This is a genomic window from Methylobacterium variabile, from assembly GCF_001043975.1.
GTDB lineage: Bacteria > Pseudomonadota > Alphaproteobacteria > Rhizobiales > Beijerinckiaceae > Methylobacterium > Methylobacterium variabile.
The window spans coordinates 22,185-49,084 of the sequence record NZ_LABY01000084.1 but is presented as its reverse complement, the minus strand read 5'-3'; the positions used below and the strand labels follow the sequence as shown (position 1 = coordinate 49,084).

The following is a 26,900-nucleotide window of genomic DNA, read 5'->3' as shown; positions in this document are numbered from 1 at the left end:
TCGGGGCGCCGGACCATCATGGTTAAGAGCGTTACAACCGACAGGGTTAAGCCCCCGTAACTGCCGCCGGGAAAGAGCCTCTCGTCCGATCTCCGGGCGAGCCCCCGGCGGTCGCGCCGCGCCGCGGGAGCCGGCGTCGCGCCGGGCTCCGGCGCCCCGTCACCCGGCCGGCGGGACGCCGTCCCCGGGGCCGAGGGCGCGCTGCATCAGCACGGTGTCGAGCCAGGTGCCGTGCTTCCAGCCGACGGCGCGCAGCACCCCGACGTGGTGGAAGCCAAGGGCGGCGTGGAGGCCGATCGAGGCGGCGTTGTCCGAATCCCCGATCACCGCCACCATCTGGCGGAAGCCCGAGGCCGTGGCCTCCGCGATCAGCCGCTCGAGGAGGCGCCGGCCGAGGCCGCGCCCGGCCATGTCGGGACTGACGTAGACCGACGTCTCCACGGTGTTGCGGTAGGCCGGCCGGGTCCGGTAGGGCCCCGCATAGGCGTAGGCGACGACCGCGCCGTCCCGCTCGGCCACGAGGTAGGGATAGCCGCCGGCGACGAGCGCCGCGCGGCGCTGGCGCATCTCGGCCTCGCCCGGCGGCGCGAGCTCGAACGAGGCCCGGCCGGTGGCGACCGCGTGGGCGTAGATCGCCGTCACCGCCGCGAGGTCCTCGTCCGTGCAGGGGCGCAGGACCACGCCGTCCTCGCCGACGCCACCCTCGAACCCGTCGTCCCGCTCCGCCATCACGCCGCATCCCTCCGGTGGAAACGCCCGGGCCCGCACCTTCTGGCCCGGGCCGGAACTCCTTATATTCCGGTCATGGCCCATTCACCCCCCGGACGCCCGCCGGTCCGCCGCCTCGACCCGGTGCTCGTCGACCGCATCGCCGCCGGCGAGGTGGTCGAGCGGCCGGCCTCGGCCGTCAAGGAGCTGGTCGAGAACGCCGTCGATGCGGGCGCGACCAGCATCGCGGTGACGATCGCGGCCGGCGGGCGCAAGCTGATCCGGGTGGTCGATGACGGCGGCGGCATGGGGCCTGAGGACCTCGCCCTCGCGGTCGAGCGCCACGCCACCTCGAAGCTGCCGGACGGCGACCTCGACCGCATCGACACTTTGGGGTTCCGCGGCGAGGCGCTGCCCTCGATCGGCGCAGTGGCGCGCCTCGCCATCACCTCGCGGGTGCCGGGCGCCGAGACCGGCCACTCGATCGTGGTCGATGCCGGCCACAAGGGCCCGGTGCGGCCGGCGGCGAGCCAGACCGGCACCCGGATCGAGGTGACCGAGCTGTTCGCCGCCACGCCGGCGCGGCTGAAGTTCCTCAAATCCGACCGGGCCGAGGCCGGGGCGGTGGGGGAGATCCTGCGCCGCCTCGCGGTCGCCCACCCGCAGATCCGCTTTACCCTGAGCGCCGAGGGGTCGTCGTCAGGCGGCCTCGTCCTCCCGGCCGAGACCGGGCCGGGCTCCTGGCTGCGCCGCCTGGTGGCGGTGCTGGGGCCCGAATTCGGCCAGAACTCCGCGCCCTTGAGCCTCGAGCGCGAGGCCTTCGCCCTCGACGGCCATGTCGGCCTGCCGACCTTCCACCGCGCCGCGGCGACCCACGTCCACTTCGTGGTCAACGGCCGGCCGGTGCGCGACCGGCTGCTGCTCTCGGCGGTGCGGGGAGCCTATGCCGACGTGATGGCCTCCGACCGCCACCCGGTGCTGGCGCTCGCGCTCACCTGCGACCCGGCCCTCGTCGACGTCAACGTCCACCCGGCCAAGACCGAGGTGCGCTTCCGCGATCCCGGCCTGGTGCGCGGCCTCATCGTCAGCGCCATCCACGAGGCCCTGCGCCGGGAGGGCGGGCGCAGCTCCGCCACGGTGGCGGCCCGCACCCTGGAGAGCCTGCGGCCGGCGTCGACGCCGATGCCGGTGCCGGTGCCGGTGCCGGTGCCAGTGCCGGCGGCAACGCCGGTGCAGGCCCACGCGCCGATACAGGCGCCTCCCGCGGCGCGGCCGGCCGCATCGCCGAGCCTGTTCGCGCGCCGCGACGAGACGGTGCCGGCCCGGCCCGCCGGCTCCGGGAGGCCAGAGCGTTTCGAGCAGGATTTCGGGCGTGCGCCCTGGGAGGCCCGCGAGCCCGAGCAGGCCGCCTACGAGCCGCCGCCGGGCGCATCTGAGAACGGCCTTACGCCGGGCGGCCTCGGCGAGGTGGCGCAGGCGCGCTTCTCCGGCGACCTCGCCCTGCCGAGCGCCGACCTGCGGCCGCCGCCGCCCGAGGAGACCGCGCATCCCCTGGGCGCGGCGCGGGCGCAGCTGCACGAGACCTACATCGTCGCCCAGACCCGGGACGGCATCGTCATCGTCGACCAGCACGCCGCCCACGAGCGGCTGGTCTACGAGCGGCTCAAGCGCGAGCGGGCAGGGGGCGGCATCGCCCGGCAGATCCTGCTGATCCCCGAGGTGGTGGAGCTCGACCCCGCGGAGGCCGACCGGCTGGCCGAGGCCGCGGAGTCGCTCCAGGATCTCGGCCTCGTGCTCGAGCCCTTCGGCCACGGCGCGGTGCTGGTGCGGGAGGTGCCGGCGGCCCTCGCCGGCGGCGCCCTGCGCTCCCTCCTCACCGACGTGGTCGACGCGCTCAACGAGGGCGGGGCGGACCCGCTCGCCCGCCGCCTCGACGCGGTCCTGTCGCGGATGAGCTGCCACGGCTCGATCCGGGCCGGCCGCCGCCTGCGCCCGGAGGAGATGAACGCCCTCCTGCGCGAGATGGAGGCGACGCCGTTCTCCGGCCAGTGCAACCACGGCCGCCCGACCTACGTCGAGCTGAAGCTCTCGGACGTGGAGCGCCTGTTCGGCCGACGCTGATTTGCCAGTGTTTCCGGAGAGGCTGCATCACAGGCCGGACGCGATCCTGCGCGGACCACCGTGATACTGCCCGAGACCGCTGCGCCGCATAGTTCCGCGTTCAGTGCGTCGGTGCAGACGCGCGCTGCTTGGATTGAGGTCAGGATCGACCCAAGCACCTCCCGACCAATCGGTCGCAGCACCTTTCAGTACAGAGGCAGGGCCTCCTGGTTTTGCTGCGATGAGATTTCCGTTATGAAGAGATCGAGCAAACATCAAAGCTCGCAAAAAGCAATTGGGTTAGCCTCTCCTTCGACGAATCCGGGCGGCGCACGGCGCCGAATCCGGGCCGGATACCTGCGGCCGACGTCCCCGCGCCCAGTCCAAGCGGGCCCGAAGTCCGGCCCGGGACGCGAGTCCCGCACGAGGAGACGCTTTCCATGGACATCCGCAAATGCGCGGCCGAGGCGATCGGCACGTTCTGGCTCACCTTCGGCGGCTGCGGCAGCGCCGTCGTTGCGGCGGCCTTCCCGGAGGTCGGGATCGGGTTCACCGGCGTCGCCCTGGCCTTCGGCCTCACGGTCGTCACCATGGCCTACGCGATCGGCCACATCTCCGGCTGCCACCTCAACCCGGCGGTCACGATCGGGCTCGCGGCGGGGCGGCGCTTCCCGACCCGGGACGTCGGCTCCTACATCGTCGCGCAGCTCGTCGGCGCGATCGTGGCGGCGGGCCTGCTCTACGTCATCGCCAGCGGCGCGCCGGGCTTCGACCTTGCCAAGGGCTTCGCCGCCAACGGCTACGGCGAGCACTCGCCCGGGCGGTACTCCCTGGTCGCGTGCTTCCTCGCCGAGGTGGTGCTGACCCTGCTGTTCCTGTTCGTGATCATGGGGGCGACCCACGGCAAGGCACCGGTCGGCTTCGCGCCGCTCGCCATCGGGCTCTGCCTGACCCTGGTCCACCTCGTCGGCATCCCGATCACCAACCTGTCGGTCAACCCGGCCCGCAGCACCGGCCCGGCCCTCATCGTCGGCGGCTGGGCCGTGGCGCAGCTCTGGCTGTTCTGGGTCGCGCCGATCATCGGCGGTGCGCTCGGCGGCATCCTGTACCGCTGGTTGAGCGAGGAGCCCGCGGCCCAGGTCACCGGCGTGCCGACGGCGGCCGCGCACTGAGGACCGCCGCGCCTTCGACCGGCCTCGAAGGCGCGAGCCCGAGAGGGCGCCGGCGTCTCGCCGCCGCCTCTCCCTCGACGCCTCGCGGCAGGTCAGCCCGCCGCCGCCTCCAGCCGTCCGGCCGGATCCGGCGGCGCAAGGCCGCCCCGGTCGCGGGCATCGCCGATCACCCGGCCGGGCACGCCGACGACCAGGGCGAAGTCCGGCACGTCGTCCGCCACGACGGCGCCGGCCCCGATCATCGCCCCCCGGCCGATCGTGACGCCGGAGAGGACGGTCGCCCGGGAGCCCAGGGAGGCGCCGGCGCCGATCCGGGTGCGGGGGGCGGCCTCCTCGTCGGCGTCACCGATCACCACCCCGTGGCCGACGAACACGCCCTCGCCGAGCTCGACCCCCGGCCCGAGGGCGCTGTGCGAGGAGACCTTGCAGCGCGGCCCGACCGTGCTGCCCGGCCGGATCTGCACGAAGGGCCCGACCCGCGCGCCGGCACCGATGCGGCACCCCCGCAGGTCGACGAGGTCCGGATGTGTGAGGCTGGCGCCTTCGTCGAGGGTGACGTCGGTGATCGGCATGCGGGCGGGCTCCGAGTCCACGGGATGATCCGGCGACGGGATGGCCGTCGGGACGACCGGCTCGCCGCGGCGGGTGCGGTACGATCGAGACCCGGAGGAGCGGCGCACGGCCACGCCGATGCGCACTCCCCGTCTCGAGGCTCGGCGGCAGCCTAAGCGGGCGGCGGGCCGCCTCGCAGCACAGGCTTTCGGGGCGCCGGGCACGGCCGCCCTCCACCGGCCGGGGCGGAGGCCCCGCGCCGGGCCTACGCCTTCGGGGGAGGCCGCTCCCCCTTCGGCAGGAGCCCCGCCGCCCGCGCGGCGCCCGAAGGGCGGGACTTGGCTCGATCAAGGCGTACGCCGCCTCCGCCGCCCGGGCGGGCGGCCACCGGCCCTACGCCGTTCCGCGACGTTCCGGCCACGCCGTGGCCGGACGTACACATTCCGGGGTCGCAGGCGGTTCGGCGGGCTCGAGAGATCCCGTCGCGCCGCCCACGGCGGCCATCAGCGCCCGCGGGGGAGCCGCCGGATTCCGGAGTCCCCCGCCGGTCGAGCCGAAGAGAGCGCGATCCTTGCTGAACAATCCGATCTGGACCGATCCGTCCCTGGCCCCGCGCCTCCGGGACGACCCGCCGGAGACGCGCACGCTCGAGGTCCGCGACATCCTCGCGTTCCTGCGCCGCCGCCGCATCCGCATCCTCGCCTGCGCGGTCGCGGGGGCGGCCCTCGGCGCCCTCTACTCGCTCACGGCGGCGCCGGTCTACACCGCGCGGGCGCAGCTCGTGATCGATTCCAAGATGCCGCCGCTCTTCGCCGAGCCCGGCGGCGACGCGCGCCTCGCCCTCGACACCGGCCAGATCGCCAACCAGATCGCGATCCTGCGCTCCGAGAAGGTCGCCCGGATGGCGATCGACAAGCTCGGCCTGGCGTCGGATCCGGAATTCGGCGGCCAGGCGGCGCGGGTCCCGGGCTGGCTCGCCACCGCGCAGGAGCGCCTCGGCGCCCTCCTGGACACCGCCCGCACCGCGCTCAAGGGCGCGACCGGCCGCGGCGAAGGCGAGACCCCCGACCGCGGCCTCGAGGCGGAGCGGCGGCTCTTCAACACCTTCGCGGCGCGGCTCGACGTGCGCCGCGCCGGCCTCGCCTACGCCCTCGACATCAGCTTCTCGGCCCGCGACCCGCAGAAGGCGGCCGACATCGTCAACGCCGTGGTGGAGCAGTTCCTGCGCGAGAAGATGGAGGCGCGCGTCGAGGCCTCGCGCTTCGCCACGGAGTGGCTCAACGAGCGCGTCGACCGCTTCCGGACACAGATGAACACGGCGATCCGGGCCGTGCAGGAGTTCCGCGCCTCCCACAACTACCGCATCCGGCGCAACCGGCGCGACGACACCGACGCGGCGGGCGCGGCCACCGGCACGCAGACGATCTCCCGCGCCCCGGCGGACGACGAGCCCGGCACCCTGGAGGAGCTCGAATCCGCCGCCGAGACCTCCCGCAAGGTCTACGAGAGCCTGCTCGTGGTGCTGGCCGAGGCGGTGCAGCGCCAGAGCGCCCCGGTGGCCGATTCGCGGGTCATCACCCCGGCGACCCGGCCGCTGTTCCGCTCCAACCCGGGCCTGCGCCTGACGATGCCGGCCGGGGCGATGGCGGGGGCGGGGCTGTTCGTCGCCGTCGGGCTCGCCGGCCTGCTGCTCGACGGGCGCGCCCGCTCCCGGCGCCAGGTCCGGGCCGCGACCGGGCGGGACTGCCTCGGCTGGATCGCCCACCGGCCGGCGCCGCGGCGGCGGCGCGCCCTCGGCGACGAGGCGCGGCTCTGCGCCGGGCTGGCGGAGGGCCTGCAATGGACCCGCCTCTCGCTCGCGGCGGCGGGGCACGCCGCGCCCCTGCGCACCATCGGGCTCACGGCAGCGGGGCGGGCGTGCGGACGCACCAAGGCGCTGGCGGCGATCGAGCTCGCCCGGCTCTACGCCGCCTCGGGCTCGCGGGCCCTGGTGATCGACGCCGACGCCGCCGACCCGGTGCTCCGCGCCGCATCGGAGCCGGCAGGCGGAAGCCTGGTCGCGGCCCTGAGCGGCCGCGGGCGGCAGGCGGCCGAGAGCTGGCGCCCCTGCATCACGACGCTGTCGGAGGGCTGCGACGTGCTGCCGCTCGCCCACGAGACGCTGCCCTCGCCGCACTGGCTCGGCTCCCCCGCCATGGAGGCGCTGCTCGGGAGCCTGTGCGACACCTACGACGTGGTGATCGTCGACCTGCCGCCGGTCGGCCGCTCCGCCGCCGTGCTGGCGCTCGCCCCGCTGCTCGACGGCGTGGTGCTGATGACCGAGTGGGGCCGGACCCCGCTCCGGACCCTGACCGAGGCCTGCGAGACCCTCGAGCACGCCCGCGCCCGGATCCTCGGCACGGTCACGACCGAGGTCGACCGGACCGCCCTCGACAGCTGACCGCGGCGCCGGAGACTCGGCGAGCAGCCCACCAGATAGGCATATCATGCATGGATGACGGGCAATTCGGCACCATCCCGCCACTTGCATGATATGGGTGCATATCGCAGCTGCGAGATCAGCGATTGTTGCGCTGCACCATGAGGGTCATGTTCGGGCCCAGGAACCACAGAGTTCCAGCCACCTCCTCACTCCGGAGCCGAACCCATGGCCTCCTCGCCCCGCACCGTCGCCGCCCCCGCCAAGCCGGGCCTGTTCGCCGAGCTGCTGCGTCACTGGCTCGCCCACAACCGCCGCCTCGCCCAGGCCGGGATGCTGCCGCTCTGACCTCCATCCGCCTCACCGGCACCGGTGAGGCGTTCGACGCGTAAGAGCCCTCGCCGGGCCAGTGCGGCATCTGCGGCCGGCGTCAGGCCGGACCGCTCAAGGTCGGCGGGTGGGCCGGGCGCCCGACGAGCCACTCGACCATCGGCGCGGCCAGGGCGTGGTAGAGCCCCTCCGGGCAGACCAGCTTCGAGGTCGCGTCGGCGATGATCGCCGCCACCATCAGGGGGATCACCATGGCGTGGTTCTCCGTCATCTCCGAGACGATGACGAACGACGTGATCGGCGCCTGCAGCACGCCGGTCAGGTAGGCCACCATCCCGATGAGCACCAGGGCGCCGACCGGCACCCCGTCGAACAGGCCGGCCAGCTCCGCCCCCAGGCCCGCCCCGACGGCGAGGGAGGGGGCGAACAGCCCGCCCGGAATGCCGCTGATCGACGACAGGGTGGTGGCCACGAACTTCAGCGGGCCGAACCAGGCGTGGGTGTCCGAATTGCCGTGCAGCAGGGCCTTCGCCTGCTCGTAGCCGGTGCCGTAGACGTGCCCGTCGGTCGCCAGGCCGCACAGGGCGACGCCGAGGCCGCAGAGCCCTGCGAACAGCACCGGCCGGCGTGCCACGAACCGTCCTGCGACCCCGGGAAGCCCGCGGGCGACCGCGATGACGATGCGGCTGAACACACCGCCGAACAGCCCGCCGAGCACGCCGCAGACCGGCACCACGACCCAGGCCCGGCCGAGGGGCAGGGTGTCGGCGGTGGTGCCGAAATAGGTGTAGTTGCCGACCAGCGCCAGCGAGGTCAGGCCCGCCGCGATGATCGCCCCGAGGATCAGGCTCGAGGTCTTGGCCTCGTAGGAGCGGCTCAGCTCCTCGATGGCGAACACGATGCCGGCGAGCGGCGTGTTGAAGGCCGCCGCCACCCCGGCGGCGCCCCCGGCGAGCAGGAGGCCGCGCTGACGCTCCGGCGCGAGGCGCCCGGCCGCCGCCATCAGGGCGGCGCCGACCTGCACGGTCGGCCCCTCGCGCCCGGTCGAGGCGCCGCAGACGAGCCCGAGGGTCATCACCACGATCTTGCCGAAGGCGACCCGCAGGGAGATCAGGGTGTGGCGCGCGGCGGCATCCTCGACGTCGCGGGCGGCGATCACCTGCGGGATGCCGCTGCCCTGCGAGTTCGGAAAGACCGTGCGGGCGAGCAAAGCCGCGAGCGCGAAGCCCAGCGGCGTCACGGCGAGGGCGACCAGCGGCGAGACCGCGAGCAGCACCCGGAACCCCGCCTGGGCCGCGTCCGCCAGGACTGCCATCAGCACCGCCGCGGCCCCGACCGCCACGCCCCCGACCAGGAAGAGCCCGCGCCGGACCCAGAGGCCGACGAGGTCCTGCGACCCGGGCAGCCGCCCCATCCAATCCCGCACGCGCATCATTCCCCCGCCGGCACCGGCGGGCAGCTTGGACGAAACCGCCGGGAATGCGAAGCTCGGCCCCGACGGAACGGACGGGAGAGCGCGGCATGAGGGTGCTGGTGGTGGGAGCCGGCGCGACCGGCGGGTATTTCGGGGCACGCCTCGCCGCGGCGGGCCGCGACGTGACCTTCCTGGTCCGCCCGGGGAGGGCGGCGCGCCTCGCAGAGGCCGGCCTGTCGGTGAGAAGCCCGCTCGGGGATTTCTCCGTTCCGGCGCCCGCGACCGTGACGGCGGCGACGATCCCGGGCCCGTTCGACCTCGTTCTCCTCAGCTGCAAGGCCTACGACCTCGACGGCGCCCTCGACGACGTGGCCCCGGCGGTCGGCCCCGACACGATGGTGCTGCCGATCCTCAATGGTATGGCGCATCTCGACGCCCTCGACGCCCGCTTCGGGCCCGGGCGGGTGCTCGGCGGCTCCTGCGCCATCGCGGCGACGCTCTCGCCCGAGGGCGAGATCGTGCAGATGAGCGAGCTGCACGCGCTGACCTTCGGCGAGCGGGACGGGACGCGCACGGAGCGCATCGCCCGCGTGGCCGCCCTGATGGAGGGGACGGGCTTCGCCGCCCGGCTCAGCGACAAGATCCTGCTCGAGATGTGGGAGAAGTGGGTCTTCCTCGCGACGCTGGCGAGCGGCACCTGCCTGATGCGGGCCACCGTCGGCGACATCGTCGCGGCGCCGGGCGGGCGCGAGCTGATGCTGGGCCTGCTCGACGAGTGCCGCAGCATCGCGGCGGGCGCCGGCCACGCCCCGCGGGACAAGTTCCTCGAGACCAGCCGCGGCACCCTGACGGCGCCGGGCTCGGCCTTCACCGCCTCGATGCTGCGCGACATCGCCCGCGGCGCCCGGATCGAGGCCGACCACATCGTCGGCGACCTCCTGGCCCGCGGCCGCGCCGCCGCACCGGACGGCGCCTGGCCGCGCCTCGCGACCGCCTACACGCATCTCAAAGCCTACGAGAACCGGCGGGCGCGGGAGCAGGGGTGAGCGCCCGCGCGACCGATCCTGCGGTTCATCCGATCACGAAATCGGCGCGACGCCGGGATCCGGAATCGGGCCGGCATGGTTCGGGCCGGCAAGGAAGCCACCTCGAACAAGAGGGCCACCTCGAAACCGAAAGGAGCGCGGAGCGATGACGGAGAGCGTAGCGGTTCCCCGGTGCCCGGACGTGGTGCTGTCCGATTTCGGGGCCTTCTTCGAGGAGCAGCGCCGGCGGCGCGAGGCCTACACGGCGCCGGAGCCTGAACCGGAGGCAGCGCTCTCGCCAGAGGACGCGCAGCGCGTGGCGCTCCTGCGCGACATCGCCGCCGAAGTGCTTGAGGCTGCGGGAGCCCAGCTCGCCCCGCACGGCGTGCTGATCGAGCGCGGGCCGTCCCTACGCGGCCGGCCCGACTTCGAGCAGGCCTACACCCAGTTCATGCTGATCAACCGGCACACCGGCCAGGCCTCGGACGTGTACGTGATGAGCATCACGGATTCGGGCTACTTCCTGGCCAGCGCCTGCGACCCGCGCCTCGACCACGACCATCACGACCGGCAGGTGACCCACTGCGCCGCGAGCGACCTGAACTGCGACATCGTCGCCCGGGTGGTGAAGGACGCGATCCTGCACGTCGCGTGACGGCGGGGCAGGGGAACGCCCTTAACCTGTCCTTAGGTTTTTGTTCCAGCGCGGCAGTTCAAAAAAGTCGGCTACAAATCCCTCTTGACCATCCTCCGGCGGAGGGGCAGCATAGTCCTCGTCGAGTCGAACTCGAGGAGGTAGCCATGAGATCTCAAGGTTGCAGCCCTCACGCGACACATACCGATGCCGGTGACCAGGATACTCCACCGGACAAGTTTCGACAGGGATAGTGGCTTCAGGGCGGGCTGAATACGGTACGGGGCCGAGTCGGCCATCGCAATCGTGCCGTGCGACCATACCCGCACCCTGAAACGTGGACCCTGCCCCTTGAGGCCCGCCGGTGTCGCCGGCGGGTCTCCGTCGTTTTGGGCCCTGGCGATGCCGTGGTAGGCGGTCCTCAGGAGGACCCCGATGACATTCGACCGTTCCCGCCGCGGCAGCGATCCCCGGCAGGCCGCCGAGGCCGCGTTCCGGGCCGTGACCCGCAAGACGCCCGAGGGCCCCGCGCCGCAGGCCGCCAAGCCGGCGGTGCCCGGCCTGCGCGAGACCGTGTCCCTGCGCCTCGACCGCGACGTGCTCGACCACTTCCAGCAGGACGGGCCGGGCTGGCAGGAGCGCATCAACGCCGCCCTGCGGCGGGCCGCCGGGCTCTGATGCGCCTGCGCGTCGCGGCGCTCCTGCTCCTCCTCGCCGTCCCGGCCCGGGCGCAAGGCGGGCTGGTGACCAACCCCTTCGCGTCGAACTTCCGCTCCGAGCCGATCCGCGAGCGGGTCGCCCCGCCGCGTCTCAGCGCAGGAACTGCCCGAAGGCCCGCGGCCCGTCCGCGGTCCGCACCGTCCCGGTCACCGTCAGGGATCCGGCATCGATCACCGTGAGGGTGTTCGACTCCCAGTTCGCCACGTAGACGGCCCGGCCGTCCGGGCTCGCCTGGATGCCCTCCGGATACTCGCCGACGTCGAGGCGCGGGCCCGGCGCCAGGGTGGCGGCGTCGAAGGTGCTGACGGTGCCGCCGTACTGGTCGGTGACGAAGACGCGGCCGCCGGCCAGCGCCACCGCGTAGGGCCGCTCGCCGACCTTCACCCGGCCGACCTCCCGGCGCGTCGCGAGATCGACGACCGAGACGTCGTTCGAGCCGACATTGGCCGTGTAGGCCCGCTGGCCCGCCGCGTCGATCGTGACCCCGAACGGCCGCGTCCCGACCGGGATCACCGCGATCCGCTGCCGCGTCGCCGCGTCGACGAGGGAGAGGGCGTCGTCGTCCCGGTCCGCCGCCAGGAGATGGCGCCCGTCCGGCGTCACCGCGATGCCGGAGGGCGAGGTGCCGACCGGGATCTCGGCCGCGACCGCGAGGCTCTTGGGATCCACCTCCCACAGCCGCTTGGCGTACCAGTCGGCGACGTAGACCGCGCCGCTCACCGGGTTCACCCCGACCCCGAGCGGGCCGCCGCCGAGAACGACGTTCCGCACGACCTGCCGTGACGCGGCGTCGATCACGACGAGCGCCTTGCCCTCGGGCGCCGTGACGTAGGCCCGCGACCGGTCCGGCGACAGGGCGATGCCGGCCGGCGCCCCCGGCACGGGAATCGTCGCCACCACCTTCAGGGCGTCGAGGTCGACCACGTCGACCGCGTCGGCGTTCTGGGCGGTGACGAACGCCTCGGCCGCCGCCGCGGGCTCCGGCAGGAGACCGGCTCCGACCAGGAGGCAGAGCGCAGTGAGGCGCCGGGCCGTGCCGGGGATCACGAGCCGCCCTTCTCGACCTTCGCCTTCAGGTTGTCGAGGCCAGCGCGGTAGAGCGCCTTGACCGCCTTGATCGCCGCCTCGTCGTTCAGCTCGGGCGGCGGATCGTTGTTCATGTAGCCGCGGTAGAACGCGCCGTCCCACGCCACCTGCGACTTGCCGCCCTCGGCCGGCTCGACCTTGATCGTCGAGGAATAGTTGTTGACCGGCAGCACCTTCACGTCGACCTTGTTGATCCGGTACGACAGGCTCTTCTGCTCGGCCGAATACTTGTACAGCTCCTCGTCGACGGTGGCGCCGCCCTTCAGGGTGAGGACGCGGGTGGCCTTGATCTCGTTGCCGCCCTTGCCCTCGGTCTTCTCCACCGGCGGCAGCCAGCTCATGTCCTGGAAGTTGCCGACCACGGCCCAGACCTTGTCGGGGGCGGCATCGATCGTGACCTTCTCCTCGACCTTCTTGCGGGTCGGGCCGTGGGCCTGGGCCGGCGCGGCCGCGAGGGCAGCGAGCAATGCGGCCGCGAAGATGCGCTTCATCGGGTGTCTCCTCTCAACGCTTCGTGTCACGCGTCCTCCACCGCGAGGGACGCGGCAGCCGCCTCGGGCAGGGCGGCCGCGACCTTCGCGGCGATCCAGTTCCAGGCCTCGCGCTCGGCGGGCCCGGCCGTCTTCGCGACGGCGATGCGGTGGTGGCGCAGCTCGGCCAGCACCGTGGCGGGTTCCAGCATGTGCAGGCGCGTCGACAGGATCGCCGCCTCCAGCACCGCGCTCGCCCCCCGGTTGTGGCCGAGGAACGGCCGGTGCGCCTCGTCGTGCACCACCCGGCCGCGGAAGCGCGGCCGGACGGGATCGTCGCGCACCTCCACCACCTGCAGTTCCATGTGGCCGTAGGCGCACCTCAAGCGCGGCACCGGGATCGCGCGGCACGGCACGGTCTCCCAGTCGCGCCGGCCGGTGACACAGCCGGCGATCACCCGCGCGTCGGCGGGCGCGGCCGCCGCGAAGTACGGCACCGCCTCGAGGTTGGCGATGGTGGGCGAGGGCCGGAACGGCGCCACCCACCAATCCTCGCCGTCCCGGATCAGCCCGAACGGCACGAGGTGCAGGGCACCGTCAGCGGAGGCCGTGGTCACGATGGTCTCGAGGATCAGCGGCATGGCTCAGGGCTTCCCGCTGTGGCGCGTGTGGCCCGGGGCCTTGAAGCGGGTCGCGTCCTCGACCTCCGCGTCCATGGCGCAGCCCCAGTCCAGCGGCTCGTCCTGCACGTAGCGCTTGCCGAGCCGCCAGGCGAGCTCGGCCTTGGTCAATTCGCCGCCGAGGTAGAAGGCGTGGGCGCCGTCGCCCTCGACGCCGAGCTCGGGGAAGAACGCCATCGCGTCGCGGCCCACCTCGTGAACGTCGCGGTTGTAGATGTGGACCCCGTCCTCCGCGACCGCCACGCGGTAGTTGGGGTCGCGGACCGCGGCGGCGAGGCCTGCGATCTCCTCGGACGTCTGGGTGTGGGGGCGCTTGTCGTGGAGGGCGAGCAGCGCGCGGCCGTAGCCTTTGGGGAGGGCCGCGTCGGCCTTCGCCGCGTACATCACCCGGCGGGCGGCGTCGTGCTCCTCGACCGTGCGGCGGGTGTGGTTCGAGACCTGCACGATCAGCACGTTGCCGATCGCGAGCTCGGAGCACACACCCATCAGGAGCGCCGTGACCCCGAGGCTGTCGGCCTCGGTCAGCTCGGTGAGGTTGCCGGTGCCCATCATCATGGCGATGTCGGGGTGGCGCCGGCGGGTCTCGTGGTAGCGCACCAGGGAGGCGGTGAAGCCGAAATGGATCGGCTCGAGGATCGGGTCGGCGATGAACGGACGTCCCGCCCGCTGCATCCGCTCGATCGCCCGGTCGAGGGAGGGCAGGTCGTCGGGCCGCCGCGGCACCAGCACCGGCACGGCCCCGGTCTCGACGGCGAGGTCGAGGGTGTCCTCGTTGAGGCTGAGCAGGAAGTCGGCCCCGGCCTCGGCGCCCCGGCGCAGCTCGTCGGCGGAGAAGGAATCGACGCTGACCCGCAGCCCCTCGGATTTCAGCAGGCGCACGCTGTCGGCGAGGTGCGGGAAGGGCGTGTCCGGCAGCCCGCCGAGGTCGATCACGTCGGCCCCGCGGCGGGCGAGGTCCTTCGCGCGGGCCAGGATCTCCTCTGGTGAAAGCCGCGGCGCGTCGACGATCTCGGAGAAGATCCGGACGTCGTGGCGCGTGAGGTCGACCTTTCGGCCGGCGAGCCCGAGATGGACCGGCAGGTCGACGATCTCGTCCGGTCCGCGCTCCACCGGCAGGCCGAAATGCGCCGAGAGCGCCGCGAGGTCGGCCCGGCAGCGCCCCGGCAGGATGATCCGCGTCGCCCCCTCCGGCACGGCGACCCGGCGGCGGATGATCTCCTCCGTCATCAGCGCAGCCACCTTCACGCCGGCATCGGCGATGGTCCAGGCGAAGCGCTCCGGCGGCAGGCTCCGGGCGATCTTCTCCAGCCGCGCCTTGGCGAGCCGCCCCGTGACGAAGACGAGGTGCTCGCTCACGCGGCGCGCTCCGCCGCCGGGGCGGTGCACGCCGCCGCCGGGGCGGAGCAGCAGGGCCGGTCGCCGCCGGGCCCGCGCAGCACGATCCGCCCGGGGAAGCGGGCTGCGAAGGCCGGGAAGGCGGCGTCGACCAGCCCGGACCGGGCGAGCTCCGCCGGCCCGGCGCCGGGCGCCGGATCGACGGCCTTCACCAGCAGGCAGGCCGTTGCGGCGAGCCGGGTCGCGAGCCAGAGCGCCAGGCTGTCGGAGGTGACGTCCCAGCTCTCCGGGATCTCGGGGTGGCCCGCTTCCAGGGCGGAGGGATCCCAGACCGGCACGCCGCCGGCCGCGAGAGAAGCCGCGGGGTCGCCGGTCACCGCGAGGCGCGGCTCGAGGGCGGCGAAGATCCGGGCCATGCCGGCCATGGCGCCGAGCGCCAGCCGGTGCGCCAGGGGATCGGGGAAGCCGAGGGCCGCTTGGGTCGTCCGCACCGCCTCGGCGAGCGCCCCGCCGCCGGGCACGATCACCACCGGCCCCTCGGCCCCGTCCGCCAGGCCACCGAGCAGGCGCCGCAGCCGGCCTCCCTCGGCCACGAGGCTGCCGCCGACCTTCACGACGCTGGTTCCGTCCCTCATGGTCCGTGTCCCGTGCGTGGACACACCTACGCCGCCTCGAAGCGGGGCGTGACCGCGGCGAGGCGTCGCGCCGCCTCGGCGATCCTCTGCGGATCGAGGCGGCTGGTCCGGTCGGACCGCGCGCACAATCCGCCGCGGAAGCCGAGATAGCCCGGCCCGAGCGCCGCGAGGGCCGGGATGTCGTCGAGGCTGAGCGAGCCGGCGAGGCCCGAGAGCAGGCCCTCCGCCCGGCACGACGCCGCGAAGCCGGCGAGGCGCGGCAGGGTCAGGTGGTCGGTGAGGCGCCGCCCGTCCTTGCCCCGCGTGTCGATCATCGCGCCGCAGAAACCCGCCGCGGCGAGGGCCGGCACGTCGGCCCCGTCCGGCCCGTCCTCGGCGAACAGCACCGCGATCACCGGGAGGCCGGCAGGGAGGCTCAAGGACGCGGGGTCGCGGCCGGGCGCCCAGGCAATCTTGAGGTAGTGGACGCCGGTCCCGGCGAGCGCCGCCAGGCAGGACGACGCCTCCGCCGCGTCGAGCGGCTCGCCCGCCACCGCGCTCGCGAGCCGGCCGCCGGCCGCCGCCGCGATCGCCCGCACGGTCGCGGCCGGCAGAGCCCCGAGGGCGCCGCGGTCGGGATCCTTGGCGTCGATCAGGTCGGCACCCGCGTCGCGGGCGAGCGCCGCCTCGGCGGCATCGCGCACGCTGACGAGGAGGCGAGCGCGGGAGGGAGAGGGGTCGGGCACGGGATTCAGGACCGGTTCGGCAGCGGCTCGGCGAACAGGCGGTTCTTCACGAGCGAGCGCACGCCGTGGAGCCAGGTGTCGTCGGTGTCGCCCTGGATCACCACCTGGCCGCCGCGCAGCACCTTGCCGCTGTCGGCATCCGTGATGGTGATGGTGAGGTTGAGGACCTGGGGGGCGCTGCGCTGGACGTAGCCGTAGACGACGAGCGCGGCGCCGGCGGCCTTCGCGATCGTCTCCGCGCAGCCCTCGCACTTGTAGAGCGGCGCATCGCGCCGGATCGCGGCGGCCTGGGGCCCGAGATCCACCGGTTCGAGGCCGCGGCCCGCCACCTCCCGGCGCAGGGCCTCGCTGGCGAGGGCGAGGCGCCTCGCATCCTCGGGGCGCAGGGGACGCGGCCCGATCGTGCCGGGCTCCGCCAGCTCGATCCCGAACACCGCCGCCGCGTCGGGCGCGGCCGCGGCCGGCACGCTCAGGAGCAGCGCCGCGAGGGCGGGGAGGGCGCGGGGAACCAGCATCGCCCGACCCTCGCACGGCGATGCGGGCCCGCGCAACGCGGTCGCCCGGGGCCCGACTTCGGACTTTCGGGGGAGGGCGCGCCTCTTAGAGAAGCCTCATCGATGAGGCGTTGAGGGGGCGCGAAAAACCCTGGTAGCCTGCCGCCCGCATGGTCGATCCCCGAACGCCCACCCTCGCCGCCCTCGGCCTCCTCGCCGCCCTGGCGGCCGCGCCCGGAGCACGCGCGCAGCAGGCGCCGACCCCGCCCGCCGCCGCGGCGCAGGCGGCCGAGATCCGCCTCGGCCTAATCTACCGGCCGGCCCCGGCCCCGTCCTCCTACGATGCCCAGGCGGCGCCGGAGGACGAGGGCCTGGCGGGCGCCAGGCTCGCGATCCAGGACAACGCGACCACCGGCCGCTTCGTGCGCCAGAGCTACGCCCTCGACGCGATGGCCCTCAGGCCCGCCGCCCCCGGCGAGCCGCCGCCGCAAAGCGCCACCGACGCCGCCCGGGACCTCGCCGCCCGGGGCCTGCGGTTCCTCGTCCTGGCGCTGCCTGCCGACGAGGTGCTGGCGGTGGCCGACGCGCTGAAGGGCTCGGGCGTGATGCTGTTCAACGCGAGCGCCCCCGACGACCGCCTGCGCGGGGCCGAGTGCCGGGCCGACCTCTTCCACGTCGCCCCGAGCCGGGCGATGCAGACCGACGCGCTGGCGCAGTTCCTGGCCTTCATGCGCTGGCGCAAGCTGTTCCTCATCACCGGCCCGCAGGAGGGCGACAAGCTCTGGGCCGAGGCGATGAAGCGCTCGGCGAAGAAGTTCGGCCTGCAGCTCGCGGCGGAGCGGCCCTGGACCTTCGGGCCCCTGGCGCGCGCGCGCGGCGACACCCCGACCCGGGCCGAGGCCCTCGTGTTCACCCGCGGCCTCGACTACGACGTCGCCGTGGTGGCGGACGAGGCGGGGGATTTCGGCGACTACGTGCCGTTCCATACCGTCGATCCGCGGCCCGTGGTCGGCACGCAGGGGCTGATTCCCACCACCTGGCACCCGACGCTGGAGGTCTGGGGCGCCGCCCAGGCCCAGAACCGCTTCCGCCGCCTCGCCGGCCGGCTGATGCGCCCCCTCGACTACCAGGTCTGGGCCGCGATGCGCGCGGTCGGCGAGGCCGCCTTCCAGAAGAAGACCACCGACCCGGCGGCCCTCGCGGCCGCCATCGCCGACCCGGCCTTCACCCTGCCGGGCTACAAGGGCGTGGCCTTGAGCTTCCGCCCCTGGGACCACCAGCTGCGCCAGCCGCTGCTGCTGGTGCAGCCGCAGGCACTCGTGGCGGTGGCCCCCGAGCAGGGCTACCTGCACCAGAGGACGCCGCTCGATACGCTGGGCATCGACCTGCCGGAGACGCAGTGCCGGCTGACGAAGTCGTGACCCGGCCTCGGCCATAAGTCGGCCTCGCCCGCGGCGACGCGGCAGGTCAGGTATGACGCCAAGGACCGCGGGCGAAGACCGCGGCCGGAGGGAGGACGAATGAGCCGTCACCGGATCAGACCGGCGCGAGCCGCAGCCCTCGCGGCCGCCCTCCTGGCCGCCGCGCCGGCCCACGCCGCCACGGTCTACGTCAGCAACGAGAAGGGCAACTCGGTCAGCGTCATCGACGTGGACACGCTCAAGGTCACGGCGACCTGGCCGGTGGGGCGGCGGCCGCGGGGGATCGCGGTCGGGAAGGACGGGAGCCTGCTCTACGTCTGCGCCAGCGACGACGACCGCATCGACGTTGTCGACACCAAGACCGGCAAGATCGTGCGCTCCCTGCGCTCGGGGCCGGACCCGGAGCAGTTCATCGCGCATCCGTCCGGCAACCCGCTCTACGTCGCCAACGAGGACGACAGCCAGGTCACGGTGCTCGACATCGAGAAGAACAAGGTGCTGGCCGAGGTGCCGGTGGGCGTCGAGCCGGAGGGGATGGGCCTGAGCCCGGACGGCTCGATCCTGGTCAACACCTCCGAAACCACCAACATGGCCCACTTCATCGACACCAAGACCTTCCAGGTGATCGACAACGTGCTGGTCGACGCGCGGCCCCGCTTCGCCGAGTTCAGCCGGGACGGGAAGTGGCTCTGGGTCTCGGCGGAGGTCGGCGGCACCGTCTCGGTGATCGACGTCGAGACCCGCAAGGTGGTGAAGAAGATCACCTTCAAGATCCCCGGCGTCACCGACGAGCAGATCCAGCCGGTGGGCGTGCGCCTGACCATGGACGGCACCAAGGCCTTCGTGGCGCTCGGCCCCGCCAACCGGGTCGCGGTGGTGGATGCCAGGAGCTACGAGGTCCAGAAGTACCTGCCGGTCGGCCAGCGGGTGTGGCAGCTCGCCTTCACGCCGGACCAGAAGCTCTTGTTCACCACCAACGGCACCTCGAACGACGTCTCGGTGATCGACGTCGAGGCCCTGAAGGTCACGAAGAGCATCCCGGTCGGCCTCCTGCCCTGGGGCGTCGCGATCTCGCCGCAGTGACATCACGTGCCGCGCCCCGAAATGACGGGCGCGGGATCCCCCTCCCACACGGGAGAGGGATGAAAGTTCGTCTCCTCACCCGGATCGCCCATGCGCCCGCTCCTCGCCGCCGCCCTGGCCGCCCTCCTCAACTCCCACGCCCTCGCCGGCGACCTCACCCGGGGGCGCACCGAACTGCCCGAGCTGGTCCTCGGCGCCGAGGACAACGACTACGCCGTGCCGGTGAAGGACATCGAGATGGAGGCCGGCAAGTCCTACCGCCTGCGCATCACCGCCAAGGGGCAGAAGGAGTACAAGTTCTTCGCCAGCGAGTTTTTCCGCGGCGTGTGGATGAACCAGATCGTCATCAACCACCTCGAGGTGCACATGGCCGGGCCGCCGCACCACCTCGAATTCGACGACCAGGGCACGATCGCGGTGGAGTTCGTCCCCGTCCGGGCCGGGGAGTTCCCGTGGACGGTCCAGGGGCTGGAGAGCCGGGGCATGACCGGGCGCTTCATCGTGAAGTAGCAGGCATTTGCGGGCGATGCCGGACCAGCCTACACCGGCAGCAAGAACGACGGAGGAACCCCCACGGATGCGCCTCGCCCTGGCCGCCCTGCTCCTGCTGCCGGCGATCCCCGCCCGCGCCGACGACGCGGCCGCGTGCCGGGACGGCATCGCGATGATCAAGGCGGAGCTGGCGAGATCCCCCGCCGAGCCGATCGCGCGCACCTTGCGGAAGGAGCTGCGCATCGCCGAGCGCGAACTCGGCGAGACGGAGTACGACGAGTGCCTCGACGCGGTGCGGGACGCCCGCCGGGCGCTGGGTCGATGAGCGGCGACGCCCTCGCGGTCGAGGCGGTCAGCCACCGCTTCGGCGCCCGCACGGCGCTGGACGCCGTGTCGTTCGCCGTGCCGCGGGGGGCGTTCGTGGCGCTGCTCGGGCCGAACGGGGCGGGCAAGACCACCCTGTTCTCCGTCGTCACCCGGCTCTACGCCAGCCAGGCGGGCCGCGTGGTGCTGCTCGGGCACGACCTCGGCCGCGAGCCCTCGCAGGCGCTCGCCCGCCTCGGCGTGGTCTTCCAGGCCCGCACCCTCGACACCGACCTGACCGTGCGCCAGAACCTGCTCTACCACGCGGCGCTCCACGGCATCCCCCGCAAGGCCGCGCTCGCCCGAATCGCGCCCCTGCTCGATCGCATCGGCCTCGCCGAGCGGCGGGACGACAAGATCCGCACCCTCTCGGGCGGCCAGTCGCGGCGGGTCGAGATCGCCCGGGCGCTGATCCACTCTCCCGACCTCCTGCTCCTCGACGAGCCCACGGTCGGCCTCGACCTCGAATCCCGCGCCGACATCGTCGCCATCGTGCGGGCGCTGGTGCGGGAGGAGGGGCTGTCGGTGCTCTGGGCCACCCACATCTTCGACGAGATCGAGGCCGAGGACCGGGTCGTGGTGCTGCATCGCGGCCGGATCGTCGCCCGCGGCGTCGCCGGCGCCTTGAGCGAGCCCTCGGGCTCCCTCGAGACCGCGTTCCGCCAGATGACCGCCGAGCGCCGGCCGGACGGTCCCAGACGAGACGACCCCAGGAGGGTCGCGTGAGGAGAGCCGCATGAGTGCCGGGACGTCCCTCACCCCCGTGCGCGGCCGTCTCGATGCCGGCGGCTACTTCATCGCGCTGTCCGGCATCGTGCGCCGGGAGCTACTGCGCTTCTTCAACCAGAAGGAGCGGTTCTTCTCCGCCCTTGTGCGGCCGCTGGTCTGGCTGTTCATCTTCGCGGCGGGGTTTCGCAACACGCTCGGCCTGTCGATCACGCCTCCTTATGAGACCTACGTGCTCTACGAGGTCTACGTCGTGCCGGGCCTCGCCGTGATGATCCAGCTGTTCAACGGCATGCAATCCTCGCTCTCGATGGTCTACGACCGCGAGGTCGGCTCGATGCGGGTGCTGCTCACCAGCCCCTATCCGCGCTGGAGCCTGCTCTTCGCCAAGCTGATCGCCGGCGTGGTCGTGTCGCTGATCCAGGCCTACGTCTTCCTCGGGATCGCGAGCTGGTTCGAGACCGACATCCCGTGGCGCGGCTACCTCCTCGCCCTGCCGGCCTTCCTGGCCTCCGGGCTGATGCTCGGCGCCATCGGGCTGTTCCTGTCCTCCCTGGTGCGCCAGCTCGAGAACTTCGCCAGCGTGATGAACTTCGTGATCTTCCCGATGTTCTTCGCCTCCTCGGCGCTCTACCCGCTCTGGCGGGTCAACGAGTCGAGCGCGGCACTGTACTGGATCTGCCAGGCCAACCCCTTCACCCACGCCGTCGAGCTGGTGCGCTTCGCCCTCTACGGCGCCTTCAACCCGGTGGCCTGCGCGGTCGTGGTCGGGACGGGGATCGTGTTCTTCGTCCTGGCCGTGGCGGCCTACGATCCCGGCCGCGGGCTCATCGCCCGCCGCGGCGGCCCGGCCGGGGAGGCGGGCTGACCGCCCGCCGCCAGCCTCGAGAGATGCCCGCGATGCTCCGCACCCTCCTCGCCACGCTCCTGGTCCTCGGCGCCGCCCCGGCGCTCGCCCAGCCCCGGCCCGACGCCGACTGGCCCTGCGCCCAGCGCAAGGTCTCGACGCTGGGCCCCGGTACGGTCTGGACCGGGCCCGACCCGACCCAGGCGCTGGCCGAGTGGGGCAGCGACACCGAGGCGGCGCTCCTCGCCCAGAAGATCGCCTCGCGCCGCCTGCCGCTGGAGGAGGTCGACGGTCTCCTCGACGCCTTCGTGGGCACCCTCGATCCGGGCCAGAAGCAGGTCCGCCTGACCCGGGTCTTCGCCGGGGTGTTCGAGGTGCTCAACGGCGAGCGCGACAAGGTCGTGGCCGGCATCGGCCGCTACGCCCGCGGCCAGCGCCTGCTGGCCGAGCGCATCCGCGACGAGGCCGGCCGGATCAGCGAGGTGAAGACCGCCCCGGACGTGCCCGACACCAAGGAGCTCGCCGAGCTGGAGACCCGCTTCACCTGGGACAAGCGCATCTTCCAGGAGCGCAGCCAGTCCCTGACCTACGTCTGCGAGGTGCCGACCCTGCTCGAGCAGCGCCTGGGGGCGATCGCGCGGAAGATCCAGGAGAGGCTGTGAACGACCGCACGGCTCCGGAGGCGAGCTTCACGCGCGATCCTACCACCCTCCCACGTCGTCCCGGGGCTCGCCGAAGGCGAAGAACCCCGGATCCGTCACTGCTGGCATCGGAGAACGAGGCGGTCCGCGTTCCGCTTCATCCTGCATCCTCAGCGGTGATGGATCCCGGGTTCCGCTGCGCGGCCCCGGGCTGACGATGGAGGATTCACCACCGTCGACGAACCGGACCGTCCAGGCGTCACCCGCTCACCCCGCCGGGGTGAACAGCTCCCCCTTGCCCAAGGTCGCGAGGTCGCCCGAGTACCGGCGCTGGCGCGCGCGCAGGAGCGCCGCCGCCTCCGGCGACAAGCCCTCCAGGGATCTCGCCAGGAGGCGCAGGACGACGAGGTCCTGGCGGCCGGTCTCGGCGAAGGTCGGCAGCAGGGCGCCGTGGCGGGCGGCGATCAGGGTGCCGCGGCGCATGCCGTAACCCGGATGGTCGCCGATCTCCTCCGCCACGATGGTACCGGCGATCATGCGGGCACCGGCGTGGGTGCCGGCGCGCTTCGCCACGATCAGGCCGGCGCGCATCCGGTTGCCGAGGCGGTCGCCCGCGACCCCGCCGATCAGCAGGGTCGCCCCGTCGAGCCCGGCCTGCGCCCCGTGGACCGCGCCGCCGGCGCTCTCCGCGGCGTCTCCGGCGATGCGGATCGTGCCGCCCCGGGCCGCCGTGCCGGCGAAGGGCCCGGCGGAACCGCTGACCGTGAGGCTGCCCCCTCGCATGCCGGCGCCGAGGCGCTGGCCGACATCGCCCTCGACCACGATCCGCCCGGCGCCGAGGCCGGCCCCGACCCGGTCGAGGCGCTCGGTGGCGCCGACGATCCGCAGCTCGTCCGACCCGTCGAGACTGACCTTGAAGCAGTCGCCGAGGGTGAGGCCGCGCCGGCTGGTGCCGACCGGCAGGCGGGCAACCTCCGTCTCCGACAGGCCCGCCAGCGCCGCCGGATGGAGGCCGCCGAGGTCCAGGCGCTCCGGCGGCGCCTCGCGCAGGGTGAGGGTGCTCATGCGGCGGCCCCGAGCAGGTCCCGGAGGTGGAAGTGGTGACGGCCGAGATTGCCGCCGTAATTGCCCGCCGTGACCGCGACGAGGCCGAGCTCGGCCCCGGCCTCCGTGGAGGCGTGGAGCGCCGCCCGCATCGCCGCCGCAACCGCGCCGGCGGAGAGCCCGTCGATGACGATCTCCAGCACCACGTCGACCTCCGGCGGCAGGGCCGAGCCGGCCCGGCCCTTCAGGGTCGGGCAGTAGGCGTCGTTGGTCGAGGCCATCATGCCCTTGGTGCGCCCGCCGACCTTGGACCCGGAGCGCACCACGCCGCCCGGGAAGGGCAGGATCACGTCCGGCACGCTGCGCGCCGCCGCGACCGCGATCTCGGCCACCCGCAGGGTGTCGGGAAAGCGCCGGCCGAGGAAGAGCAGGTTGCCGCCGCCGACCGCGCCCTCGATCGTCGGCACGGAGTGCTCGCACAGGAATTCGCCGTCCATCACCGGCGTGCGCCAGTAGCGCCGGCCGGCGACGCGCTTGGCCACGGAAAAACCGTCGCCGAAGTAGCGGATCGCCCCGCCGAGCTTGAGCGCCTTGCCGGCGTGCGGATCGTCCCAGGAAATGCCGGCATAGACCGCGCTGCCGGGCGAGGTGAGCACGCACTGCCCGACCCGGCGCAGGAGCTGGTCCTTGAGACCGCCGGCATCGAAGCCGAACAGCAGCACGCGCACGCCGGGGCGCCCGTCCGGGGTCTCGTCGGGGGAGAGCACGGCGTCGATGCCGGCCTCGGCGCCGCAGCCGATCACCGAGGTGGCGAAGCCCGTCATGGTGACGGCGGCGATCATCGCCCATTCGGCCGTCCCGGCGGTCAGCACCAGGGCGGTGCCGGCCATGTCGAAGGCCTCCGCGAAGGTGTCCTCGACCCGGATGCCGTGAAGGATCAGGTCCGGCATGCGACCGCCTCGAACACTGGCTCGGATCCTCGGCGCCCCGGGAAGGCCGCGTCCGGCACGGAGAAGCTCGACAGGCCGGCGCCGAAGCGGCCCTGGAGGTAGGCGTCGGTCCGCCGCGCCATGTCGGCATCGGCCTCGACCGCGAGCTGCAGCGTGCGGCCGCGGGGCCAGGCCACGACCTCGCCGTCCTCGACGATCACCGCGCCGTCCTTGAGCACCCGGTGGGCGCGGGCGAACATCGCGGTCCGGTCGGGCTGGTCGCGGTAGATCGCGACGTCGGCCCTGGCGCCGGGGCGCAGGTGGCCGCGGTCGTCAAGGCCGAGGAGCTTCGCCGGGCCGGAGCGGGTGAGCTGCGCCACCTCCGAGAGCGTGTACTCGCGCGCGATGCCGGCGAGTCCGGAGCGCTCGACCGCGACCTTCGGATGGGAGGCGAGTTCCCGGTCGCGGGCCTCCTTGTCCATCAGCAGGTGGAGGATGCGCGGATAGGCGGTGAAGGGCCCGCCGTTCGGGTGGTCGGTGGTCAGGATGGTGCGCTCCGGATCCGGCGAGAGCAGCATCAGCTCGAGCCCGATGGCGAATTGCAGCGCGGAGGTCGGGCCGCGGTCGCGGTAGCGGAACGGCACGATGCCGCCGCCCTCGGCGTCGCCGGCATTGACGATCCACTTCCGCGGGCTCGCCGCCTTGCGGCCGGAGAACTGGCGCAGGATGTCGAGGGAGATGGTCGCGGTCTGGCCGAACACCACCTGGCCGACGTCGAGGGTGGCGTTGGGATGGCGGCGCAACGCCTCGGCGATGCGCGGCGCCGCCGAGGCGAAGCCGCCGGTCAGCGGATTCTCCCGGTCGACCGCCGCGTAGGCGTAGAACTGGGCGTGGGCGAAGTGGATGCGCCGGCCTTCGGCCGCCTCCAGGGTCTCGATCAGGCTGTCGTCGGCCCCCGGCAGGCCGAGATTGCTGCAATGGACGTGGAGCGGGTGGGGCACCTTGAGCGCCTCGACGGCGTCGAGCAGGCCGCTCAGGATCGTCCGCGAGGTCAGCCCGTAGGCCGGCACCTCGTCGTCGAGGCCGAAGCGCACCGCCCCGTCCTTGAAGGCCTCGGCGCCGCCGGCGTTGATGACCTTGACGCCGAGCGCCCGCGAGGTCGCGAGGTTGAGGGCGACGAGGTCGCGCACCGCATCTCTCCCCGCCCGGTCGCGCAGAAGCTGGAGCAGGTGGTCGTCGTTGCCCATCACGCACAGGCCGCCCCGGTCGAGGAGCGGGATCTCGGCGAGTTCGAGCTGGGTCGCGAGCGCGTTGACCGGCGGCATCGCCGGCTCGACCGCGGTGGTGTAGCCCATCCGCGCGTAGAGGAGGCCGACGTCGCGGCCGGAGCCGTGCGGGTTCGGGGTGTCGGGCTCGGACAGGCCCAGCTCCGGCAGGAGCAGGCGCGCCAGCACCACGTTGCCGCCGGCGATGTGGGAATGGACCTCGACGCCCCCCGCCATCACGACGCAGGCGGCGGCGTCGATGGTGCGATCGGGCGCGCGGTCGGACGGGCCGGTGATCCGGCCGTCCTCGATCCAGACGTCGCCGATGGCGTCGCGCCCGGTGGTCGGGTCGATCACCCGGCCGCCGGCGATGCGGGTCAGCATGAGGCGGGGCTCTCCGGTTGTGCGGTCGGCTCATCCGCCGACCGTGCGGCCGGCGGGCTCGCCGGCCCGCCGGTCGCTGGCGCGGTGAGGCGGGCCAGGAGATCGGCGAGGATCGCGGCGGCGGGCGGCAGCGCCTGGGGCTCGGCTCCGGGCGCGGGGTCCTGCCACGCGATGGCGGCGCGGCGCGGGTGCCAGAGCGCGGCGCCGAACGCCTCGCCCGGCACGCCGACGCCGATGACGATCCGCGCCGCGTCGCCGCCGATCTCCCCGCCCTTGGGCGTCCCGAGGAGCGCCACGGTCGGCAGGGTGCGCGTCCAGGCGGGCAGGGGGGCCGGCAGGGAGGCGAGCCAGAGAGCGGCGTCGACCTCCCCGGCGGCGACCTGGCGCTGCGCATCGAAGCGCCAGGGATCGTGCTCGGGGGTGCCGCGGCCGAAGCCGACCCGCGGCCCCTGGCCCGTGCTCCAGGCCGAGACCTGCGCCACCGCCCGGCCCTGGTGGGGATCTCCGAGGGGCAGGGCGAAGCAGCGGGTGGACTCGTTCAGGTCCTTGACGAGGCCGTTCAGCATCTCGGCCCCGAGGGCGCCGGTCTCGGCGGGGTCGTACAGCACGACGCCGTAGAGGGCCTCGCGCAGGCGCACCGAGAGATCGGCGAGGGGATGGGTGCCGGCGATGCGACCGGCGACGAGGCCGCGCAGCAGGCCGACCGCAGCCGGAAGCCCGGCCTCGTCCACCGGGTAGGCGACGTGCTGGATGGCGCCGTCACCGGGCCCGCCGAGGGAGAGGAGCGCGCGCGGCCGCCCGGCCGCCCGGCCGCGGCCGGGGCCCTCCGCCGCCAGGTCGCGCATCAGGCCGGATTCCCAGGGGGCGCGCCCGAGCGCCAGCACCAGGTCGGCCCGGCCCCGCGCCTCGGCCGGCGTGGTGGTCATGGCGCCGCCGGCGGCGAGGGCCCCGAGATCGTCGTAGAGGGCCGCGCCCGCGGCGGGATCGAGGGATGCGCCGATGGCGCGGGCGAGGTCGAACGCCGCCTGCACCGCCGCCACCTCGGCGCAGAGACCGGCGATCAGGGGGCTGCGCGCGCCTGCCAGCAGCGCGGCCGCCGCCGCGACCGCCTCGTTCCGGTCCGCCGCCTGCCCGTCGATCCAGGCCGTCATCCGCCCTCGCTCACTTTGACCGGCCCGCAGGCCCGGTGCCGGACGCGTCCGGTCG

General features: G+C 73.8%; 27 protein-coding genes. 13 read left to right on the top strand and 14 right to left on the bottom strand.

Translation table 11 applies throughout. The features are described from left to right. Window positions 1-159: 159 nt before the first annotated feature. Window positions 160-729, bottom strand: coding sequence for a GNAT family N-acetyltransferase (locus VQ02_RS13455; protein ID WP_048444706.1), 570 nt, complete (start codon window positions 727-729; stop codon window positions 160-162). Window positions 730-804: 75 nt separating this feature from the next. Between VQ02_RS13455 and mutL the strand changes: the two genes are divergently transcribed. Both mutL and aqpZ read left to right on the top strand, forming a co-directional pair. Then, complete coding sequence (gene mutL / locus VQ02_RS13450; protein WP_048444705.1) at window positions 805-2,829, top strand: DNA mismatch repair endonuclease MutL; 2,025 nt, start codon at window positions 805-807, stop codon at window positions 2,827-2,829. Between the two features lie 419 nt (window positions 2,830-3,248). Then, window positions 3,249-3,980, top strand: coding sequence for an aquaporin Z (gene aqpZ, locus VQ02_RS13445; RefSeq protein WP_048444704.1), 732 nt, complete (start codon window positions 3,249-3,251; stop codon window positions 3,978-3,980). Between the two features lie 92 nt (window positions 3,981-4,072). On the opposite strand, the gene VQ02_RS13440 is transcribed toward aqpZ, so the two are convergent. Further along, entirely contained in the window at window positions 4,073-4,552 is a 480-nt protein-coding gene (locus VQ02_RS13440) for an acyltransferase (RefSeq protein WP_048444726.1), read from the bottom strand. A gap of 551 nt (window positions 4,553-5,103) precedes the next feature. Between VQ02_RS13440 and VQ02_RS13435 the strand changes: the two genes are divergently transcribed. Further along, window positions 5,104-6,972, top strand: a complete 1,869-nt coding sequence (locus VQ02_RS13435; protein WP_048444703.1) for a GumC family protein — start codon at window positions 5,104-5,106, stop codon at window positions 6,970-6,972. Between the two features lie 409 nt (window positions 6,973-7,381). Here VQ02_RS13435 and VQ02_RS13430 read toward each other — a convergent pair whose 3' ends face one another. Further along, a complete protein-coding gene (locus tag VQ02_RS13430) occupies window positions 7,382-8,716 on the bottom strand; it encodes a chloride channel protein (RefSeq protein ID WP_048444702.1) in 1,335 nt (444 codons plus the stop codon). An 86-nt stretch (window positions 8,717-8,802) separates the two neighbouring features. On the opposite strand from VQ02_RS13430, the gene panE reads away from it, so the two are divergent. The 3 genes from panE to VQ02_RS13410 all read left to right on the top strand — a co-directional run bounded on the left by panE (window position 8,803) and on the right by VQ02_RS13410 (window position 11,032). Further along, window positions 8,803-9,741, top strand: coding sequence for a 2-dehydropantoate 2-reductase (gene panE, locus VQ02_RS13425; RefSeq protein ID WP_048444701.1), 939 nt, complete (start codon window positions 8,803-8,805; stop codon window positions 9,739-9,741). Window positions 9,742-9,886: 145 nt separating this feature from the next. Next, entirely contained in the window at window positions 9,887-10,375 is a 489-nt protein-coding gene (locus VQ02_RS13420) for a hypothetical protein (protein ID WP_048444700.1), read from the top strand. Window positions 10,376-10,789: 414 nt separating this feature from the next. Beyond that, on the top strand, window positions 10,790-11,032 hold the full coding sequence (locus VQ02_RS13410) for a BrnA antitoxin family protein (protein WP_048444698.1): 243 nt from the start codon (window positions 10,790-10,792) through the stop codon (window positions 11,030-11,032). Between the two features lie 132 nt (window positions 11,033-11,164). Here VQ02_RS13410 and VQ02_RS13405 read toward each other — a convergent pair whose 3' ends face one another. Genes VQ02_RS13405 through VQ02_RS13375 form a run of 7 tightly spaced genes read right to left on the bottom strand, consistent with a single transcriptional unit; the run spans window position 11,165 to window position 16,520 of the window. Next, entirely contained in the window at window positions 11,165-12,118 is a 954-nt protein-coding gene (locus tag VQ02_RS13405) for a YVTN family beta-propeller repeat protein (protein WP_083469199.1), read from the bottom strand. Beyond that, window positions 12,118-12,651 carry an SRPBCC family protein gene (locus tag VQ02_RS13400; RefSeq protein WP_048444697.1) on the bottom strand — a complete coding sequence of 178 codons (534 nt, stop codon included), beginning with the start codon at window positions 12,649-12,651 and terminating at the stop codon, window positions 12,118-12,120. Before VQ02_RS13400 ends, VQ02_RS13405 begins: the two co-directional genes overlap by 1 nt. Before the next feature lie 26 nt (window positions 12,652-12,677). Further along, the gene (locus VQ02_RS13395) at window positions 12,678-13,271 is read right to left on the bottom strand and encodes a DUF447 domain-containing protein (protein ID WP_048444696.1); all 594 of its coding nucleotides are present in this window, start codon (window positions 13,269-13,271) and stop codon (window positions 12,678-12,680) included. 3 nt (window positions 13,272-13,274) lie between these two features. Next, window positions 13,275-14,666, bottom strand: coding sequence for a DUF6513 domain-containing protein (locus VQ02_RS13390; protein WP_048444724.1), 1,392 nt, complete (start codon window positions 14,664-14,666; stop codon window positions 13,275-13,277). Further along, a complete protein-coding gene (locus VQ02_RS13385) occupies window positions 14,663-15,280 on the bottom strand; it encodes an amino acid kinase family protein (RefSeq protein ID WP_048444695.1) in 618 nt (205 codons plus the stop codon). Before VQ02_RS13385 ends, VQ02_RS13390 begins: the two co-directional genes overlap by 4 nt. A 26-nt stretch (window positions 15,281-15,306) precedes the next feature. Beyond that, on the bottom strand, window positions 15,307-16,014 hold the full coding sequence (locus VQ02_RS13380) for a (5-formylfuran-3-yl)methyl phosphate synthase (RefSeq protein ID WP_048444723.1): 708 nt from the start codon (window positions 16,012-16,014) through the stop codon (window positions 15,307-15,309). Continuing rightward, window positions 16,011-16,520: a DUF3280 domain-containing protein gene (locus tag VQ02_RS13375; RefSeq protein WP_048444694.1), complete on the bottom strand. Its 510-nt coding sequence runs from the start codon at window positions 16,518-16,520 to the stop codon at window positions 16,011-16,013. The genes VQ02_RS13380 and VQ02_RS13375 overlap by 4 nt, the downstream gene beginning before the upstream one ends. Window positions 16,521-16,669: 149 nt before the next feature. Between VQ02_RS13375 and VQ02_RS13370 the strand changes: the two genes are divergently transcribed. The 7 genes from VQ02_RS13370 (at window position 16,670) to VQ02_RS13340 (ending at window position 22,093) form a co-directional block, all read left to right on the top strand. Continuing rightward, window positions 16,670-17,920, top strand: coding sequence for an ABC transporter substrate-binding protein (locus VQ02_RS13370; protein ID WP_048444693.1), 1,251 nt, complete (start codon window positions 16,670-16,672; stop codon window positions 17,918-17,920). Window positions 17,921-18,019: 99 nt separating this feature from the next. Continuing rightward, the gene (locus VQ02_RS13365) at window positions 18,020-19,003 is read left to right on the top strand and encodes a YVTN family beta-propeller repeat protein (protein ID WP_048444692.1); all 984 of its coding nucleotides are present in this window, start codon (window positions 18,020-18,022) and stop codon (window positions 19,001-19,003) included. Window positions 19,004-19,093: 90 nt separating this feature from the next. Beyond that, window positions 19,094-19,513 (top strand): cupredoxin domain-containing protein, encoded by a 420-nt coding sequence (locus VQ02_RS13360; RefSeq protein ID WP_048444691.1) that lies wholly within the window; start codon window positions 19,094-19,096, stop codon window positions 19,511-19,513. Between the two features lie 67 nt (window positions 19,514-19,580). Next, window positions 19,581-19,820, top strand: a complete 240-nt coding sequence (locus tag VQ02_RS13355; protein ID WP_048444690.1) for a hypothetical protein — start codon at window positions 19,581-19,583, stop codon at window positions 19,818-19,820. Then, complete coding sequence (locus VQ02_RS13350) at window positions 19,817-20,584, top strand: ABC transporter ATP-binding protein (protein ID WP_048444689.1); 768 nt, start codon at window positions 19,817-19,819, stop codon at window positions 20,582-20,584. The genes VQ02_RS13355 and VQ02_RS13350 overlap by 4 nt, the downstream gene beginning before the upstream one ends. 10 nt (window positions 20,585-20,594) lie before the next feature. Further along, window positions 20,595-21,452 (top strand): ABC transporter permease, encoded by an 858-nt coding sequence (locus tag VQ02_RS13345; RefSeq protein WP_048444688.1) that lies wholly within the window; start codon window positions 20,595-20,597, stop codon window positions 21,450-21,452. 32 nt (window positions 21,453-21,484) lie between these two features. After that, a complete protein-coding gene (locus VQ02_RS13340) occupies window positions 21,485-22,093 on the top strand; it encodes a hypothetical protein (protein WP_048444722.1) in 609 nt (202 codons plus the stop codon). A 246-nt stretch (window positions 22,094-22,339) separates the two neighbouring features. Here VQ02_RS13340 and VQ02_RS13335 read toward each other — a convergent pair whose 3' ends face one another. From VQ02_RS13335 to VQ02_RS13320, 4 genes are read right to left on the bottom strand one after another with little or no spacing between them, the layout of a single operon-like run. Then, on the bottom strand, window positions 22,340-23,137 hold the full coding sequence (locus tag VQ02_RS13335) for a formylmethanofuran dehydrogenase subunit C (RefSeq protein WP_048444687.1): 798 nt from the start codon (window positions 23,135-23,137) through the stop codon (window positions 22,340-22,342). Next, on the bottom strand, window positions 23,134-24,066 hold the full coding sequence (gene fhcD, locus VQ02_RS13330) for a formylmethanofuran--tetrahydromethanopterin N-formyltransferase (RefSeq protein ID WP_048444686.1): 933 nt from the start codon (window positions 24,064-24,066) through the stop codon (window positions 23,134-23,136). Before fhcD ends, VQ02_RS13335 begins: the two co-directional genes overlap by 4 nt. Then, window positions 24,054-25,694, bottom strand: a complete 1,641-nt coding sequence (locus VQ02_RS13325) for a formylmethanofuran dehydrogenase subunit A (RefSeq protein ID WP_048444685.1) — start codon at window positions 25,692-25,694, stop codon at window positions 24,054-24,056. Before VQ02_RS13325 ends, fhcD begins: the two co-directional genes overlap by 13 nt. Further along, the gene (locus VQ02_RS13320) at window positions 25,688-26,845 is read right to left on the bottom strand and encodes a molybdopterin-binding domain-containing protein (protein ID WP_063838480.1); all 1,158 of its coding nucleotides are present in this window, start codon (window positions 26,843-26,845) and stop codon (window positions 25,688-25,690) included. The genes VQ02_RS13325 and VQ02_RS13320 overlap by 7 nt, the downstream gene beginning before the upstream one ends. Between the last annotated feature and the right edge of the window lie 55 nt (window positions 26,846-26,900).

Bases quoted from the DNA above. Each gene is read 5' to 3' on its own strand.
- VQ02_RS13455 (WP_048444706.1), bottom strand. From the start codon at position 729: ATGGCGGAGCGGGACGACGGGTTCGAGGGTGGCGTCGGCGAGGACGGC.
- mutL (WP_048444705.1), top strand. From the start codon at position 805: ATGGCCCATTCACCCCCCGGACGCCCGCCGGTCCGCCGCCTCGACCCG.
- aqpZ (WP_048444704.1), top strand. From the start codon at position 3,249: ATGGACATCCGCAAATGCGCGGCCGAGGCGATCGGCACGTTCTGGCTC.
- VQ02_RS13440 (WP_048444726.1), bottom strand. From the start codon at position 4,552: ATGCCGATCACCGACGTCACCCTCGACGAAGGCGCCAGCCTCACACAT.
- VQ02_RS13430 (WP_048444702.1), bottom strand. From the start codon at position 8,716: ATGATGCGCGTGCGGGATTGGATGGGGCGGCTGCCCGGGTCGCAGGAC.
- panE (WP_048444701.1), top strand. From the start codon at position 8,803: ATGAGGGTGCTGGTGGTGGGAGCCGGCGCGACCGGCGGGTATTTCGGG.
- VQ02_RS13420 (WP_048444700.1), top strand. From the start codon at position 9,887: ATGACGGAGAGCGTAGCGGTTCCCCGGTGCCCGGACGTGGTGCTGTCC.
- VQ02_RS13410 (WP_048444698.1), top strand. From the start codon at position 10,790: ATGACATTCGACCGTTCCCGCCGCGGCAGCGATCCCCGGCAGGCCGCC.
- VQ02_RS13400 (WP_048444697.1), bottom strand. From the start codon at position 12,651: ATGAAGCGCATCTTCGCGGCCGCATTGCTCGCTGCCCTCGCGGCCGCG.
- VQ02_RS13395 (WP_048444696.1), bottom strand. From the start codon at position 13,271: ATGCCGCTGATCCTCGAGACCATCGTGACCACGGCCTCCGCTGACGGT.
- VQ02_RS13385 (WP_048444695.1), bottom strand. From the start codon at position 15,280: ATGAGGGACGGAACCAGCGTCGTGAAGGTCGGCGGCAGCCTCGTGGCC.
- VQ02_RS13375 (WP_048444694.1), bottom strand. From the start codon at position 16,520: ATGCTGGTTCCCCGCGCCCTCCCCGCCCTCGCGGCGCTGCTCCTGAGC.
- VQ02_RS13370 (WP_048444693.1), top strand. From the start codon at position 16,670: ATGGTCGATCCCCGAACGCCCACCCTCGCCGCCCTCGGCCTCCTCGCC.
- VQ02_RS13365 (WP_048444692.1), top strand. From the start codon at position 18,020: ATGAGCCGTCACCGGATCAGACCGGCGCGAGCCGCAGCCCTCGCGGCC.
- VQ02_RS13360 (WP_048444691.1), top strand. From the start codon at position 19,094: ATGCGCCCGCTCCTCGCCGCCGCCCTGGCCGCCCTCCTCAACTCCCAC.
- VQ02_RS13355 (WP_048444690.1), top strand. From the start codon at position 19,581: ATGCGCCTCGCCCTGGCCGCCCTGCTCCTGCTGCCGGCGATCCCCGCC.
- VQ02_RS13350 (WP_048444689.1), top strand. From the start codon at position 19,817: ATGAGCGGCGACGCCCTCGCGGTCGAGGCGGTCAGCCACCGCTTCGGC.
- VQ02_RS13345 (WP_048444688.1), top strand. From the start codon at position 20,595: ATGAGTGCCGGGACGTCCCTCACCCCCGTGCGCGGCCGTCTCGATGCC.
- VQ02_RS13340 (WP_048444722.1), top strand. From the start codon at position 21,485: ATGCTCCGCACCCTCCTCGCCACGCTCCTGGTCCTCGGCGCCGCCCCG.
- VQ02_RS13335 (WP_048444687.1), bottom strand. From the start codon at position 23,137: ATGAGCACCCTCACCCTGCGCGAGGCGCCGCCGGAGCGCCTGGACCTC.
- fhcD (WP_048444686.1), bottom strand. From the start codon at position 24,066: ATGCCGGACCTGATCCTTCACGGCATCCGGGTCGAGGACACCTTCGCG.
- VQ02_RS13325 (WP_048444685.1), bottom strand. From the start codon at position 25,694: ATGCTGACCCGCATCGCCGGCGGCCGGGTGATCGACCCGACCACCGGG.
- VQ02_RS13320 (WP_063838480.1), bottom strand. From the start codon at position 26,845: ATGACGGCCTGGATCGACGGGCAGGCGGCGGACCGGAACGAGGCGGTC.